At 62.5% G+C, this 15,019-nt stretch carries 14 protein-coding genes; 5 read left to right on the top strand and 9 right to left on the bottom strand.

Features of this window, described 5'->3' with window-relative positions; genetic code table 11:
• Positions 1 to 83 precede the first annotated feature (83 nt).
• Positions 84 to 734, top strand: coding sequence for a class II aldolase/adducin family protein (locus QA643_RS11630; RefSeq protein ID WP_283033300.1), 651 nt, complete (start codon positions 84 to 86; stop codon positions 732 to 734).
• A 14-nt stretch (positions 735 to 748) separates the two neighbouring features.
• Here the strand turns inward: QA643_RS11630 and QA643_RS11625 are convergent, their stop codons facing one another.
• The gene (locus tag QA643_RS11625) at positions 749 to 1,735 is read right to left on the bottom strand and encodes a tripartite tricarboxylate transporter substrate-binding protein (RefSeq protein ID WP_283034775.1); all 987 of its coding nucleotides are present in this window, start codon (positions 1,733 to 1,735) and stop codon (positions 749 to 751) included.
• 229 nt (positions 1,736 to 1,964) lie between these two features.
• Between QA643_RS11625 and QA643_RS11620 the strand changes: the two genes are divergently transcribed.
• On the top strand, positions 1,965 to 2,357 hold the full coding sequence (locus QA643_RS11620) for a hypothetical protein (RefSeq protein WP_283033299.1): 393 nt from the start codon (positions 1,965 to 1,967) through the stop codon (positions 2,355 to 2,357).
• Positions 2,358 to 2,467: 110 nt separating this feature from the next.
• On the opposite strand, the gene QA643_RS11615 is transcribed toward QA643_RS11620, so the two are convergent.
• The 8 genes from QA643_RS11615 to QA643_RS11580 all read right to left on the bottom strand — a co-directional run bounded on the left by QA643_RS11615 (position 2,468) and on the right by QA643_RS11580 (position 10,050).
• Complete coding sequence (locus QA643_RS11615) at positions 2,468 to 2,923, bottom strand: NUDIX domain-containing protein (protein WP_283033298.1); 456 nt, start codon at positions 2,921 to 2,923, stop codon at positions 2,468 to 2,470.
• A complete protein-coding gene (locus QA643_RS11610) occupies positions 2,920 to 3,366 on the bottom strand; it encodes a low molecular weight phosphatase family protein (RefSeq protein WP_283033297.1) in 447 nt (148 codons plus the stop codon). The genes QA643_RS11615 and QA643_RS11610 overlap by 4 nt, the downstream gene beginning before the upstream one ends.
• A 19-nt stretch (positions 3,367 to 3,385) precedes the next feature.
• Positions 3,386 to 4,183: an enoyl-CoA hydratase/isomerase family protein gene (locus QA643_RS11605; protein ID WP_283033296.1), complete on the bottom strand. Its 798-nt coding sequence runs from the start codon at positions 4,181 to 4,183 to the stop codon at positions 3,386 to 3,388.
• A 38-nt stretch (positions 4,184 to 4,221) separates the two neighbouring features.
• Positions 4,222 to 5,421, bottom strand: coding sequence for an aminotransferase class V-fold PLP-dependent enzyme (locus QA643_RS11600; protein WP_283033295.1), 1,200 nt, complete (start codon positions 5,419 to 5,421; stop codon positions 4,222 to 4,224).
• A gap of 174 nt (positions 5,422 to 5,595) precedes the next feature.
• Positions 5,596 to 7,107, bottom strand: a complete 1,512-nt coding sequence (locus QA643_RS11595; protein ID WP_283033294.1) for a tripartite tricarboxylate transporter permease — start codon at positions 7,105 to 7,107, stop codon at positions 5,596 to 5,598.
• A 10-nt stretch (positions 7,108 to 7,117) separates the two neighbouring features.
• Entirely contained in the window at positions 7,118 to 7,660 is a 543-nt protein-coding gene (locus QA643_RS11590) for a tripartite tricarboxylate transporter TctB family protein (protein ID WP_283033293.1), read from the bottom strand.
• 63 nt (positions 7,661 to 7,723) lie between these two features.
• Positions 7,724 to 8,707 (bottom strand): tripartite tricarboxylate transporter substrate-binding protein, encoded by a 984-nt coding sequence (locus QA643_RS11585; protein ID WP_283033292.1) that lies wholly within the window; start codon positions 8,705 to 8,707, stop codon positions 7,724 to 7,726.
• 140 nt (positions 8,708 to 8,847) lie between these two features.
• A complete protein-coding gene (locus QA643_RS11580) occupies positions 8,848 to 10,050 on the bottom strand; it encodes an alanine--glyoxylate aminotransferase family protein (protein ID WP_283033291.1) in 1,203 nt (400 codons plus the stop codon).
• Between the two features lie 122 nt (positions 10,051 to 10,172).
• Between QA643_RS11580 and QA643_RS11575 the strand changes: the two genes are divergently transcribed.
• From QA643_RS11575 to QA643_RS11565, 3 genes are all read left to right on the top strand, one after another.
• A complete protein-coding gene (locus QA643_RS11575; RefSeq protein WP_283033290.1) occupies positions 10,173 to 10,904 on the top strand; it encodes a GntR family transcriptional regulator in 732 nt (243 codons plus the stop codon).
• A gap of 97 nt (positions 10,905 to 11,001) precedes the next feature.
• Positions 11,002 to 13,965: an FAD-binding and (Fe-S)-binding domain-containing protein gene (locus QA643_RS11570; RefSeq protein ID WP_283033289.1), complete on the top strand. Its 2,964-nt coding sequence runs from the start codon at positions 11,002 to 11,004 to the stop codon at positions 13,963 to 13,965.
• A gap of 3 nt (positions 13,966 to 13,968) precedes the next feature.
• Positions 13,969 to 14,397, top strand: a complete 429-nt coding sequence (locus QA643_RS11565; RefSeq protein ID WP_283033288.1) for a heme-binding protein — start codon at positions 13,969 to 13,971, stop codon at positions 14,395 to 14,397.
• Positions 14,398 to 15,019 lie beyond the last annotated feature (622 nt).

The raw sequence follows: 15,019 nt of genomic DNA, 5'->3' as shown, positions 1-15,019 counted from the left end.
CCAGTCAGCTATTCCAAGGATAGGTTCGACTATACTGCGACGCAATAATCAAGCATTGTCCGCAGGCCGCAAGAGGGTTCGACATGCCTGCCACCAAGGACCGGGAAAAACGCCAGTCAATCATCGATGCCTGCCTGCGCATGAATGCAACAGGCATCAATAAGGGCACATCGGGCAATATCAGTCTGCGCCATGGCGACGGCATGCTGATCACCCCGACCAGCACGCCCTACGAGGCGATGAAGCCCGAGCAGATCGTCTATATGCATCTCGACGGCAACCACGATCCGGGCCAGCGGCCATCGAGCGAGTGGCGGTTTCACCGCGACATCCTCAAGGCCCGGCCGGAAGTGAATGCGATCGTCCACGCCCACCCGCCCTACTCCACCATGCTGGCCATCATGGGCATGGAGATTCCGCCGGTTCACTACATGGTCGCGGTCGCCGGCGGCGACACGATCCGCTGCGCGCCATACGCGACCTTCGGCACCCAGGAGCTTTCGGAACATGCCGTGCGCGCGCTGGAGGGACGGTTGGCCTGCCTGCTCGAGCATCACGGCATGATCGCGGTGGGGCCGACGCTGCCGAAAGCGATGTGGCTCGCCGTCGAGGTCGAGACGCTGGCGCGGCAATATCACGGCTGCCTGCAGATCGGCACGCCGCCGCTGTTGTCGAAGGAGGAGATCGAGAAGGTTCGGCTCCGCATGACCGGATACGGCCACGCGGAGGAGTAGCGCTTGCTTACACTCTACTTCGCGACAAAGCCCGCTTCGTTCATGAGCTGCGCGTTGAGCTTGTCGTCCTCTTCGAGGAATTTCAGCATGTCCTTGCCGGTCAGGAAGATCGGCTTGAGCGCCTGCTTCTCCATGTAGTCTTTGTATTCCGGCGTCTGCGTCACCTTCTGGAACAGGTCGACATAGAATGCCTGCTGCTCCGGCGTCACCTTGCCGGGCAGGAACATCGCGCGCAGCATCAGATACTGCACGTCGAGCCCCTCCTCCTTGCAGGTCGGGACATCGTTCCAGGACTGGGTCTCTGTCACCTTGGTCTTGTAGGAGATGCGCTCCTTGTCGAACACGCACAGCGCGCGGACTTGACCGGCGCGCCAGACTTCGAGATTTTCGCTCGGATTATTGACGTTGGATTCGGTGTGCTTGCCGACCAGCTGCGTCGCTGCCTCGCCGCCGGACTTGTACGGCAGGTAGGAGAATTTTGCGCCGGTCTTCTGCTCCATGAACACGGTGAGCACGTGGTCCTCGCGCTTGGAGCCGGTGCCGCCCATCTTGAACGGCGAGCTCGCCGCTTTGGCGGCCGCGATGAAGTCCTTCACCGTCTTCGGCCCCTCGGCATTGTCCCACAGCACGAACTGGTCGAGCGCGACCACCGACACCGGCGTCAGGTCGCGCCAGTTAAAGGGGATCTTGGCCGACAGCGGCAGCATGTAGATCAGCGAATAGGCGATCAGCACCTTGTTGGGATCGCCCTCGCTGGACTTCATATACATCAGCGCCTCGGCGCCCGACGCCCCGCCTTTGAGCGAAACAACCATCGGTTGCTTCATCAGATTGTTCTTCTGGATCGCCGCCTGCATCATCCGCGCCATCTGGTCGGACGCGCCGCCGGCACCCGCCGCAACGACGATTTCAACCGGCTTGGACGGCTCCCAGGCGGCAAGCGCCGAGCTGCTTGCGATCATGGCCGTCACGGCGGCCGCGGCTTTCAGGATATGTCCCACGAGTTTCATCCCTATGTTTTTTCTAGGACTTGGAAGCAAGATTTGACCTCTTGCATCATCTTGCGGGCGAAACACCACCAGTTCAAGCTGCACTGCAATGCGTGGCTTATGACTTTCGCATTAGATGGAATCCAGGCGCGCTCCGCAAATGGCTCGGCGGGCTTTTCGGTTGCAAGCCTACACGTGCAACCGTTTAATGCTTATGGGACGATCGGGAGGAGAGCACGCAATGAGAACTATTCTACTAGCCGTTGCTGTGGGGACGGCGGTGCTGCTTGCCGGCTGCGGCAGGGAGCCCGGGCCGAAGGGGGAAACCGGCCCACAAGGACCGGCCGGGCCGCAGGGCGCGCAAGGGTTGCAAGGCGTGCCCGGCCCGCAGGGGCAGCAGGGTCCGCAGGGACAACAGGGTCCTCAAGGGCCACAGGGACCGCAGGGCGCGCCCGGTGCAAAAGGCGATCCGGGCCCGGCTGGCACTTCGATAAGATCGGTGCAGGCGGACGGCCAGGTCAGCTGCGAGGCAAGCGAAACCCTGGTGTCGGTGTTCTGCCCATCCGGCGGCGCGCCCGATGGCGCAAAGTGCGGGACGACGCCCACCGTCGGCCTTTGCCTCAAGAAGCCTTAGGCTTCCTTCCAAGCTGCAAGCCGATAACATTCTGGCGCTACGATACGGAAGCGTTCGCGACTGGTTTGTCTCGCACCACCGCGAACGCAGCTACGCGCGACTGTGCTGGATCACTCATGCGACGGCCGGCTGGTCGCTGTGATGCGCGGGAGAAAGGTATCCAGCGCATAGCGCGTCGGCAACGACAGAAATGGCCGAACCTGCTCCAATTCATCTACTGCAACAATCTTCAAGGCGCCTTCCGCAATTGTCAGCTTCTCAACAGGTACTCCCCGCGCGAGGAACAGTTCGGCGTGAATGGTACCTTCGGGAGCCGCATCGTCCGGACCAGACCATCGTGCGAGGAGTTCGAAACGACTTGGCGGGAGATAGTAGCCGAGCTCTTCTTGGATTTCGCGCACAATGCAATCGAGAAAGCTCTCATCGCCCTCCCGCTGGCCGCCAAACAGTCCGATCTTGCCCGGTTCGCGAATATCCGGGACGTTGTCGCGCAATTGCATCAGGAGACGACCGTCCTCGTCGAGCAAGATGGCTGCGGCGCTTTCCCGTATGCCATCGCGTCTCATGTCTTGCGCAATCCTGAGATAAGACCATCGATCAGGTCATCAATCTGCGCCAACGCCACCACCGGCGGCGCGAACGCCACATCATCGACATCCCAAAAAATGACCCGCGGAAGCAGATCAGGAAATCGGCGCTCGACGAACGGTCGGTGCTCCCTGCCCTTCAAGGCGATGACAAGCTCGGCCGCCCCAAAGTCAGCCACCGAGCAGGAGACCGGGAGGCGACGCGCGCCCGCTGGTTCGATATTTCTTGCCGAAAGCGCTTCAAGCGCAAAGCGGGACATCGCTCCGACGTTCTCGGGCGAACCCTTTTCAGCCAACCCCCGTGAGAACGCAGACCAGCCCAATCCTTCGCTCTTGGCGCGGAAGTTGAAGAGCTCTTCGGCGTAGCGGCTTCGGTAATAATTCCCGGTACAAAGAAACAGAATTTGGCTCTTCGCATCCATGTCGGCCGCTGCCTCGAACCTACTTACCCTTCCAGTTCGGCGAGCGCTTGTTGAGGAAGGCGTCCATGCCCTCGCGGAAGTCCTCGCTCATATAGGCGCGCAGGATCAGGTCCTCGCCCTCGTCGCGGCTCAGCGTCCGGCGGATGCGGCGCACCGCTTCCTTGGTGACTTCGAGCGTGATCGGCGCGTGGCTGGCAACGAGCTTCGCGGTCTCGTCGGCGCGGCGCTGCAGCGTCTCGACATCAGGCACGACTTCGTTGAGCAGGCCGAGCGCCAGCGCTTCCGGCGCATCGACCAGGCGCGCCTTGAAGATCAGGTCCTTGGTCCGCGCCGGACCGACCAGCGAAACCAGCCTGGAGATGTTGGACATCGACAGGCAATTGCCGAGCGTGCGCGCGATCGGAAATCCGATCCGCGTCGATTCGGTTCCGATACGGATATCGCAGCAGGCCGCAATGCCGGCGCCGCCGCCGGTGCAGGCCCCGGCGATCGCCGCAATCACCGGCACGCGGCACGACTCCAGCGCACCGAGCACGCGGTCGATGCGCGCCTCATAGTCGAGCGCGTCCTGCGCGGTCTTGAAGGCGCGGAACTGCGAGATGTCGGTACCCGACGCGAATGCCTTGTCGCCGGCGCCGGTCAGGATCATCGCCTTGATCGAGCGATCGTTGTTGATGCTCTCGCAGATCGCCGCCATCTGCTCGTACATCGCAAACGTCAGCGCATTGCGTGCCTGCGGACGGTTGAACGTCAGGCGGGCGATACCGTCCTCGACAGAATAGATCAGGTCTTCAGTCGCAGCTACCGGTGCGTTCATCGCAGCTCTCTCTATATTGTTGTTTCGGTCAAACGGTCTCAGGCAACGGCCGCCTTCGGCATCGGCACGGCGTCGCGTCCCTTGAGCACTTCCATCGCGGCCAGCACGCCACCGCCGCGATGCGGCACCTTGGCAAGGTCGAGGCCCATCTCGACGCCCGACAGCGTGCCCATCAGCATCAGGTCGTTGAAGTGGCCGATATGGCCGATGCGGAACACCTTGCCCTTGATCTTGTTCAGGCCGGTGCCAAGCGACATGTCGAAGTTTTCCAGCACGACCTTACGGAAGTTGTCGGCGTCATGGCCTTCCGGCATGACGACGCCGGTCAGCGCGGGCGAATGCGCGCCCTGCTCCTGGCATTGCGTTTCGAGGCCCCACACCTTGATCGCCGCGCGGGTGGCGGCGCTGTGGCGCTTGTGGCGGGCGAAGACGTTCTCCAGCCCCTCCTCCTCGAGCATCTTCACCGCTTCGCGCAAGCCGAACAGCAGGTTGGTCGCCGGCGTGTAGGGCCAGGTGCCGGCCTTGTTGATGGCGATGACTTCCTGCCAGTCCCAATAGGAACGCATCGCCGGATTGGCCTTCGCGACCGCGAGCGCCTTTTCCGATATGGCGTTGAAGCCGAGGCCCGGCGGCAGCATCAGGCCCTTCTGCGAGCCGGCCACCGACACGTCGATGCCCCAGGCGTCGTGCTCATATTCCAGCGAGCCGAGGCCGGAGATAGTATCGACCATCAGAAGCGCCGGATGATTGACGCGGTCGAGGATCTCGCGGACTTCCTGCGGATGGGTGACGCAGCCGGTCGAGGTTTCGTTGTGAACCACGCACACGGCCTTGATCCTGTGCGCCTTGTCGGCCGACAGCCGCGCCTCGATCTGCTCGAGGTCGGCGCCATGGCGCCAGTTGCCGGGAATGAAATCCACTTCGAGCTTGAACTTGTCGGCGATACCGCGCCACAGCACCGCGAACTGGCCGGTCTCCGCCATCAGCACCTTGTCGCCGGGCTGCAGCGTGTTGACGATGGCCGCCTCCCAGGCGCCGGTGCCCGAGGACGGGTAGATGATCACCGGCTGCTTGGTGCGAAATACCCGCTGCATGGCCGCCAGCGCGGCGTATCCGACCTCGGCGAATTCCGGACCCCGGTGGTCCATGGTCGGCATATCCATGGCGCGCAGCACCCGGTCCGGCACATTGGTCGGTCCCGGAATCTGCAGAAAATGCCTTCCAGTATGCACGGTCATAGGCGTCCTTCCCGGTAGTGTCTCGGTTTCGCGAGACGGTCGAATATCACTATTTCGCCGGGTTGTCCCCCTCCGGGGTCGGACTGTCAATGCAATAGAATCGGGGCCTGGCCGAGGGGAATATCGCCGATGAGCGCCCCCTCCAGGCAACGGGCTTCAGTGCTGCTTTGCCCCTTAAGCCTGCGCCGGCCGCATGAGCTTTCCGGCGCCGCTGATGATCCTGTCAATCACCGGCCAAAACAGCAGCACGATCGCCAGCGTCGTGATCGAACCGACCAAGCCGTTCGACCAGAACACCTTGAGATCGCCGCCGGCGCCGATCATCGACAGGCGGAACGCATCCTCGGCGCGGTTGCCGAGCACCAGCGCCAGCGTGAACGGCGCCAGGGGAATCCCGATCTTCTTGAAGACGTAACCGACGATGCCAAAGCCCAGCATCAGCCAGATGTCGAACATCGCGTTCTGGATCGCGTACGCCCCGATCGCGCAGGACACCACGATCATCGGCGCCACCGCCGCGAACGGCACCCGCAGGATCGAGGCAAAGATCGGCACCGTGGTCAGCACCAGCACGAGGCCGACGACATTGCCGAGATACATCGAGGCGATCAGGCCCCAGACGAAGTCCTTGTGCTCGACGAACAGCAGCGGCCCGGGATTGAGGCCCCACACCATCAAGCCGCCGAGCAGGATCGCCGCGGTGCCGGAGCCGGGTATGCCGAGCGCCAGCATCGGCAGCAGCGCCGAGGTGCCCGAGGCATGCGCCGCGGTCTCCGGCGCGAACACGCCCTCGATGCGGCCCTTGCCAAAACTGTCCTGATCCTTCGAAAAGCGTTTGGCGAGGTTATAGCCCATGAAGGAGGCGGCGATCGCGCCGCCCGGGGTGATGCCGAGCCAGCAGCCGATGAAGGAGGAGCGCACCAGCGTCACCCAGTATTTCGGCAGGTCCTTCCAGACCGACAGCACCACCCGAAGCGAGATGCCGGCCGCGTGGCCGCGCAGCGCCAGCCGCTCCTCCATGGTCAAGAGGATCTCGCTGATGCCGAACAGGCCGATGACGGCGACCAGAAAATTGACGCCGCGCAGCAGTTCCGAAGAACCAAATGTCATGCGGAGCTGGCCGGAGACCGTATCCATCCCGATGCCGGCGAGCAGAAGGCCGAGCGACATCGAAATCACCGTCTTGTGCTTGGCCTCGCGGCCGAGGCCGACGAACGAGCAAAAAGTGAGCAGATAGACCGCGAAGAACTCCGGCGGCCCGAACTTCAGCGCGAACGAGGAGATCATCGGCGCCAGGAACGTGATCAGCATCACCGCGACCAGCGAGCCGATGAACGACGAGGTGAAGGCGGCGGTCAGCGCTTCCGCCGCCTTGCCCTGCTGCGCCATCGGGTAGCCGTCGAAAGTGGTCGCGACCGACCAGGCTTCGCCGGGGATGTTGAACAGGATCGAGGTGATGGCGCCGCCGAACAGCGCGCCCCAGTAGATGCAGGACAGCATCACAATGGCCGAGGTCGGGTCCATCGTGAAGGTCAGCGGCAGCAGGATCGCGACGCCGTTGGGACCGCCGAGGCCGGGCAGTACGCCGACAAAGATGCCGAGCACCAGCCCAACGATCATCAAGGTGATGATCTTCCAGGTCATCAGAACGGCGAAGCCGTGCAGCAGCAATCCGAACGCTTCCATGGCAGGCTTCCTAGCGGCCGAGCGCCGCTTCGAGCGGGCCCTTCGGCATGATGACATCGAAGGCGACGTCGAAGGTCACGAACATCGCGGCGGCGAAGATGAAAGCAGTCAGCAGCGACTTCCACCACGCGATCTTGCCGACCAACCGCATGAAGCTGGAGATCAGCAGGAAGCTCGCGACATAGAGGCCAAGAAACTGGGTGGCGAGGACAAACAGCACCGTCGGCACGAACACCGCCAGCACGCGGCGCAGCTGCGCCTGGGTGACAAACGTCTCGCTCGCTTCCTTGCGCGAGAAGAACGCGGCGACCAGGCCATAGAGACTGGCGCCGGCAAGGATGACGGAAAGGTAGAACGGGAAATAACCGGGTTGCGGACCGGTCGTCTCCCAGCCAGCGCCGGTGCGCCAGTTGTCAAAGCCAAGCGTCAGCGCCAGCAGCAGCAACAACAGCGACGCCACAATGTCGACGACCCGGGTGCTTGATATCGCGGGAGAATTGTCTTCCGGAGCGGTCGGATCTTCGACAACGATTTCAATATCAGTGTTGGACATGATCTATTGCGCTGGTTTCGAGATCTGTGATCGATGGTGGAGCAACGCGGGGAGGACGAACGCTCACCGCGCGGCAAATCCTGCTTCCGTCATCAGCGACTTGTTCAGCGCGTCATCCTCTTCGAGGAATTTGATCATCTCCTGCCCCTTGAGAAAGATCGGCTTGAGCGCTTGCTTCTCCATGTACTCCTTGTACTCGGCCGTCTGCGCCACCTTCTGGAACAGGTCGACATAGAACGCCTGCTGCTCCGGCGTCACCTTGCCGGGCAGGAACATCGCGCGCAGCATCAGATACTGCACGTCGAGACCTTCTTCCTTGCACGTCGGAATATCGTTCCACGATTGCGCTTCGGTCACCTTGGCCGCGTAGGAAATTCGCTCCTTGTCGAACACGCAGAGCGCGCGGACCTGACCGGCACGCCAGACTTCGAGATTTTCGCTTGGATTGTTGACGTTCGCCTCGGTGTGGTTGCCAACCAACTGCGTAGCGGCCTCACCGCCGGATTTGTACGGCAGATAGGAGAATTTGGCGCCGGTCTGCTTTTCCATGAAAACCGTGAGCACATGGTCCTCACGCTTCGAACCGGTGCCACCCATCTTGAAGGGCGATGGCGCCGCCTTCGCCGCCGCGATGAAATCCTTGACCGACTTCGGGCCGGCCGCATTGTCCCACAGCACGAACTGGTCCATGGCCACGACGGCCACCGGCGTGAGATCGCGCCAGTTGAAGGGGATTTTCGCCGACAGCGGCAGCATGTAGATCAGCGAATAGGCGATCAGCACCTTGTTGGCGTCGCCCTCGCTGGACTTCATGTACATCAGCGCTTCGGCACCGGAAGCCCCGCCCTTCAGAGACACTACGATCGGCGCCTTCATCAGGCCGTTCTTCTGGATCGCCGCCTGCATCATGCGGGCCATCTGATCCGAGGCGCCACCGGCGCCCGCCGCGACTACGATCTCGACCGGTTTCGTCGGCTCCCATGCCAGCGCCGGCGCCGCACTCGCAGCAAATGCCAGTGCAACGGCGATGCCTGTTACCTTGCGCATATTCCTCTCCGTGATCTCTGGCGCTTACGCCTGATGTTTTTGATTGCTCCGGCGGCTTCGCTGACAACGTCAACAGCCGACGGAATTCGCGACCGATGTCTCCTCAAACGGACCGACAAAATTCGATCCGCTTGCGTGCATCACCTGCCCACCACCTTGAGTGGCGTGGGATTGTTGGTTTCCGTTCGGCCTTCGAGATAGCTCATCGCGGCCGCCACGCCGCCTGCGCGATGCGGCACGCCGGCGACCGACAATCCCATCTCCACACCGGTCAACGCACCGAGCAGCGTCAGCTCATTGCATTCGCCGAGGTGCCCGATGCGGAACACCTTTCCTGCGACCTTGGACAGACCTGAGCCGAGCGACATGTTGTAGCGATCGAGGACGACCTGGCGGAATTGGTCGGCGTCGTGACCCGGCGGCATCAACACGGCCGTCAGCACGGGCGAATATTCAAGGGGTTCCTGGCACAGCACCTCCAGCCCCCAGTGATTGACCGCGGCACGCGTCGCCGCGGCGAGCCGCTGATGACGGGCGAACACCTGGTCAAGCCCCTCCTCGAGCAGCATGGTAATCGCTTCACGCAGCCCATAGAGCAGGTTTGTCGCCGGCGTATAGGGGAAGAAGCCCTTCGCATTCGGCTTCAGCATCTCCTCCCAATCGAAGTAGGAGCGCGGCATCCGGTTGGTTTTGGCGGTGGCGCGGGCCTTCTCCGAGATGGCGTTGAAGCCGAGGCCCGGCGGCAGCATGAAACCCTTTTGCGAGCAGCTGACACTGACATCGACCTTCCATTCGTCGTGCCGATAGTCGACCGACCCCAGCGAGGAGATGGTGTCGACCATCAGCAAGGCGGGATGGCCGGTCCGGTCGATCGCGGCGCGGATGTCGGCGATACGGCTGGTCGCGCCGGTCGAGGTCTCGTTATGCACGACCATCACCGCCTTGATGGTGTGCGCCGCATCGTCCGCGAGCCGGGCCTCGATCTGGGCGGGGTCGGCGCCGCGACGCCAATCGCCAGCGATGAAATCGACCTCGATCCCGAAGCGGCCTGCCATCTGGCGCCACAGGGTCGCAAAATGGCCTGTCTCCACCATCAATACCTTGTCGCCCGGCGACAGCGTGTTGACGATGGCCGCCTCCCAGGCGCCCGTCCCCGACGACGGGAAGATCACCACCGGTCCGGAGGTCTGGAAAATCTTCTGGCTGCCTTCCAGCACCGCCCGCCCGAGCTCGGCGAACTGGGCGCTGCGGTGATCGATCACCGGCATGTCCATCGCGCGAAGAACCCGCTCCGGGACCGGGCTGGGTCCTGGAATCTGCAGAAAATGCCGTCCTTGGCGCATGACAAACCTCCCAAACATCGTCTTGGCGATCATTTTGCATTCATTTTTTGTCTTTTCAACCGAAATTTGGTATTCGATTTGTAACGTCGACGCCGCGATTTTCGCAAACTACTGTTGTGCAAATGAAATCCACGATTCCCGAAACCGGAGTGCCGATCACTCCATCCGACCGCCAGGAAACCTCGCTGCACGGCGAAATCCTGCTGCGGCTTCGCGACTATGTCGTCGAAGGCAACATTCCGGATGGCGCGCGCGTTCCGGAGCGGCAACTTTGCGAGATGCTCGGAATCTCCAGGACGCCGCTGCGCGAGGCCCTCAAGGTCCTGGCGGCGGAAGGCCTGATCGACCTTCTGCCCAATCGCGGCGCACGGGTGCGCCAGCTCAGCGAGCGCGATCTCGAGGAGCTTTTCGACGTGATGGCCGGCCTGGAAAGCCTCGCCGGACGCCTGGCCTGCGAGGCCATCACCGACAAGGAAATCGCAGCGATCGAGCGGCTGCATTATGAGATGTACGGCCACTACCTCAACAGCGACATGCACGGCTATTTTCAGGTCAACCAGCGCATTCACGAGAGCATCGTCGCCGCCGCGCGCAACGAAGCCCTGCGCACAGCCTACGCCAGCTTCGCCGGCCGGATCCGCCGCGTGCGCTATTCGGCCAATTTCGCCCGCAAGCGGCAGCGCTGGGGCGAGGCGATGCGCGAGCACGAGGCGATCCTGGATGCGCTACGCCGCCGCGCCGGAAGCGAGCTGAGCGACATCCTGTTCCAGCATTTGCGCAACAAGCGAAGCGCCGCTATCGAGCACTTGGCCACCGCAAGCGACGCCAATGGGACGGCCGGCGCCGCCGGCTAGCTTGCCGATTATGAATTCATAATGTAATTCATCCGAATAAAAAGTGCATAATCCCGTGGAGGGATTACAACAGCCTCTGGATCACTTTGGATTTGGGATGAAGAACGCCTCACCGCTTGAACGCCGCCTGCGGTCGAACCTGACCGGCGAGGTCCTGTTCGATCCCTTCAGCCGCGGCCGCTACGCGACCGACGCCTCCTTCTACCAGATCGTGCCGGCGGCGGTCGTGGTGCCGCGCAGCCTGGACGAGGCGCTGACGACGCTCGCCATTTGCAAAGACGAGGGCCGCGTAGTCACCCCCCGTGGCGGCGGCACTTCGCAATGCGGCCAGACCATCAATGAAGGTATCGTCGTCGACTTTTCCAAGCACCTGAACCGCCTGCTCTCCCTGGACGTCGAAAACCGCACTTGCGTAGTCGAGCCGGGCGTCGTGCTCGACGACCTCAACCGGCAACTGAAAAAGCACGGGCTGTGGTTTCCGGTCGATGTGTCCACCGCCTCGCGCGCCACGATCGGCGGCATGGCCGGCAACAATTCCTGCGGCGGCCGCTCGCTGCGCTACGGCACCATGCGCGACAACACGCTGTCGATGGATGCGGCGCTGGCCGACGGCACGCGGCTGCATTTCGGCGAAGTGCCACGGGATCTCGCGCGGGTGCACTCGCCGCAGAGCGGCCTAGCCCTGTTCCGCGACATGCTCGATCTCGGCGAGCGCGAGGCCGCCGAAATATCGGAGCGATTTCCGAAGGTGCAGCGCCGGGTCGGCGGCTACAATCTCGATGCGCTGGTGCCGCGCAATGCACCGAACAACATGGCGCATCTCCTGGTCGGCTCCGAGGGGACACTGGCCTTCACGACGCAGGTCGAGCTCAAGCTATGGCCCGTCATCCGCAACAAGGTGCTCGGCGTCTGCCATTTCGGCAGCTTCTACGAGGCGATGGACGCGGCGCAGCATCTGGTGAAGCTGCGGCCGATCGCGGTGGAGCTGGTCGATCGCACCATGATCGCGCTCGGGCGCGATATCGCGATGTTCAAGCCCGTGATCGAGGCGACCGTGCGCGGCGATCCGGATGCGCTCCTGATCGTCGAATTTGCCGAAGAGGATCAGGCCGACAATCTGCAAAAGCTGAAACAGCTTTCCGAATTGATGTCGGACCTCGGTTTCGGTTGGAACCATCCGCCGCGCAAATGGGGCGGCGTGGTCGACGTCGTCGAGCCCGCGACGCAGACGGCGATTGCGGATTTTCGCACCTCCGGCCTCAACGTCATGATGTCGATGAAGCAGGAGGGAAAGCCGGTCTCCTTTGTCGAAGACTGCGCCGTGCCGCTGCCTCACCTCGCCGACTATACCGAGCGGCTCAATGCGGTCTTCGCCAAACACGGCACGCGCGGCACCATGTATGCGCATGCCTCCGAGGGCTGCCTGCATGTGCGCCCTGTCCTCAATTTGAAGCTCGAGAAGGACGTCAAGGTGATGCGCGCCATCGCCGAAGAGGCCTTCGCGATGGTGCGCGAATACAAGGGCTCGCATTCCGGCGAGCATGGCGATGGGCTGGTGCGCTCCGAATTCCATGAAGCGATGTTCGGCTCCCGCATCGTCGCCGATTTCCGGGAAATCAAGCAGCGCTTCGATCCGGACCATCTGCTCAATCCCGGCAAGATCGTCGATCCGCCGAAAATGGACGACCGCTCGCTGTTCCGCTATCGGCCGGATTATCGCGTTGGCGAACTGAAGACCGTGCTCGACTGGTCGGCCTATCCTGGCGCGGGCGGCGGCTTTCAGGGTGCGGTCGAGATGTGCAACAACAACGGCGCCTGCCGGAAGCTCGAGGGCGGCGTGATGTGCCCGTCCTATCGCGCGACCCGCAACGAGAAGGATGTCACGCGAGGCCGCGCCAATACGTTGCGTCTTGCGATCTCCGGGCAGTTGGGGCCGGATGCGCTGGCTTCGGACGAGATGATGGAGACGCTAAAACTCTGCGTCTCCTGCAAGGCCTGCCGGCATGAATGTCCGACCGGCGTCGACATGGCCAAGATGAAAATCGAGGTGCTGGCGGCGCGCGCGGCAAGGCACGGCCTCTCGCTGCGCGACCGGCTGGTCGGCTATCTGCCGCGCTATGCTGGTCTGGCCTCGCGCTTTGCGTCGATCGCCAACCGGCGCAACAACAGTCCGCTATTGCGCAGCCTGTTCGAGAAGCTTGCCGGCATCAGCGCGAAACGCACGCTGCCGGCGTTCCGCCGCGACGTGTTCAGGCCGGATGTCGAAGCCTTCGGCCCTGCCGACGGCCGCGAAGTCGTGCTGTTCGCCGACACCTTCAACCGCTACTACGAAAGCGAGAACCTCACGGCGGCCCTGCATGTTCTGGTGGAAGGCGGATTTCGTGTGCATCTCCCAAGGCCCGCGGACCAGGGCCGTGCGCTGTGCTGCGGGCGAACGTTCCTCTCGGCCGGTCTGGTCGAACAGGCGCGCAGCGAGCTGGACCGGCTGGTCGCGGCCTACGCGCCGTTCGCTGCGCGCGGGATGCCCATTGTCGGACTGGAGCCGAGCTGTCTCCTGACGCTGCGCGACGAATTGCTCTCGCTTCGCTCGGACAATGACGCCAGGAGCGTCAGCGCGCACGCCTTGCTGTTCGAGGAATTTCTGGTTCGCGAGGCGGAGGCCGGCCGCCTGAAGCTGCCGCTCGGTGCGATGCCGGTGAAAGCGCTGGTTCACGGCCACTGCCATCAAAAATCATTCGGCGCGTTCAAGCCGGTCGAAAAGATACTTCGCCTCATTCCGGATCTCAGTGTCGAGACCATTGAATCCAGTTGCTGCGGCATGGCCGGTGCGTTCGGCTATGGCGCCGACACCTATCAGGCTTCGATCGAAATGGCCGAGCTGTCGCTATTGCCGGCGGTGCGCCGCGCCGATGCGGCGGCGCTGATCGTTGCCGACGGCACCTCCTGCCGCCACCAGATCAAGGACGGCGCGAACCGTGCCGCACTGCATGTTGCCCGGGTCCTCGCGATGAGCCTCGACGCGCAGCGAACCGTTAATCCCGATCAATCGCAAAGGAACTGATTCATGGCTGAACTTACCCTCGATGTCGCCCGCAAGATCCTCGATGCCGCGCTGGCCAAGGGCGTGGAGAAGAAACTGAAGCCGCTGGTCATTACCGTTCTCGATGCCCGCGGCTGCGTGAAGGTCACCGCCGCGCAGGACGGCACCAGCCTGATGCGGGCCGAAATCGCGCATGGCAAGGCCTATGGCGCGCTCGCGATGGGCATGGGCTCGCGCGCGCTGTTTCAGCGGGCACAGGAGCAGGCCTATTTCGTCGGCGCGGTGAATGCGCTGGCTCAGGGGCGCCTGGTTCCGGTGCCCGGCGGCGTGCTGATCATGGACGGCACGAGCCTGCTCGGGGCCGTCGGCGTCAGCGGCGATACCTCCGACAATGACGAAATCTGCGCCGTCGCTGGTATCGAAGCGGCTGGGTTCAAGGCGAATGCTGGATAACCAGAGGTTCATGGAACGGAACAGAGCTTGTAAACGTCGAAAACTCTTTAGTCCCTGCACTAGTCTAGTTGAATGTAGATAGCCCCCTTCGCAAACACATAAAGGATTGCATCTTATTGCCGCACTCCTTTGGCAGAGCAAACTATGATCGAAGCCGTCTTTTTGATTGTCGGCACATAGCGAAATTCTCAACGATGGCCTGTTTGAGCGGCGACAATGCATCCCATCGGTGTTTCTGTGGTCGTCATGGCGTTCGCCCTTGCTGCACTTTCGATTATTTGCGTTGGGATGCCTCTCGACGATAGCTGTTCAGGCACCTCTCTGCTCGACGTTCGAGAGCCTTTTGCCGGCTCTCACAGCCTTACCAGTATTGGCAAGCATGGTTTGGGGCCCAATGTGTGACGACAAGGACCAGTAATGCACCCCCCCTAACCCGATCCGTCCGGCCTTCGCCTGACGAGCTATAGTCCAAACTGACAGCGTTGCTTCGAAAGCTAGCGTAGGACTGCAACCAACCATTTCGCCGACGCATCAGCGGTCGATGAACTTGGTAATCACGATGAATTCCTGAAGCAAACGCTGAGCAAGGTTCTGAGGCTCTCGTCACGCTTCCAAGTAACTC

It is taken from the genome of Bradyrhizobium sp. CB3481, assembly GCF_029714305.1.
Classification (GTDB): Bacteria; Pseudomonadota; Alphaproteobacteria; order Rhizobiales; family Xanthobacteraceae; genus Bradyrhizobium.
Note: the sequence above shows the minus strand (reverse complement) of the source record. Positions and strands in the feature narration are given on the sequence as shown.

Bases quoted from the DNA above. Each gene is read 5' to 3' on its own strand.
- QA643_RS11630 (WP_283033300.1), top strand. From the start codon at position 84: ATGCCTGCCACCAAGGACCGGGAAAAACGCCAGTCAATCATCGATGCC.
- QA643_RS11620 (WP_283033299.1), top strand. From the start codon at position 1,965: ATGAGAACTATTCTACTAGCCGTTGCTGTGGGGACGGCGGTGCTGCTT.
- QA643_RS11615 (WP_283033298.1), bottom strand. From the start codon at position 2,923: ATGAGACGCGATGGCATACGGGAAAGCGCCGCAGCCATCTTGCTCGAC.
- QA643_RS11610 (WP_283033297.1), bottom strand. From the start codon at position 3,366: ATGGATGCGAAGAGCCAAATTCTGTTTCTTTGTACCGGGAATTATTAC.
- QA643_RS11605 (WP_283033296.1), bottom strand. From the start codon at position 4,183: ATGAACGCACCGGTAGCTGCGACTGAAGACCTGATCTATTCTGTCGAG.
- QA643_RS11600 (WP_283033295.1), bottom strand. From the start codon at position 5,421: ATGACCGTGCATACTGGAAGGCATTTTCTGCAGATTCCGGGACCGACC.
- QA643_RS11595 (WP_283033294.1), bottom strand. From the start codon at position 7,107: ATGGAAGCGTTCGGATTGCTGCTGCACGGCTTCGCCGTTCTGATGACC.
- QA643_RS11590 (WP_283033293.1), bottom strand. From the start codon at position 7,660: ATGTCCAACACTGATATTGAAATCGTTGTCGAAGATCCGACCGCTCCG.
- QA643_RS11585 (WP_283033292.1), bottom strand. From the start codon at position 8,707: ATGCGCAAGGTAACAGGCATCGCCGTTGCACTGGCATTTGCTGCGAGT.
- QA643_RS11580 (WP_283033291.1), bottom strand. From the start codon at position 10,050: ATGCGCCAAGGACGGCATTTTCTGCAGATTCCAGGACCCAGCCCGGTC.
- QA643_RS11575 (WP_283033290.1), top strand. From the start codon at position 10,173: ATGAAATCCACGATTCCCGAAACCGGAGTGCCGATCACTCCATCCGAC.
- QA643_RS11570 (WP_283033289.1), top strand. From the start codon at position 11,002: ATGAAGAACGCCTCACCGCTTGAACGCCGCCTGCGGTCGAACCTGACC.
- QA643_RS11565 (WP_283033288.1), top strand. From the start codon at position 13,969: ATGGCTGAACTTACCCTCGATGTCGCCCGCAAGATCCTCGATGCCGCG.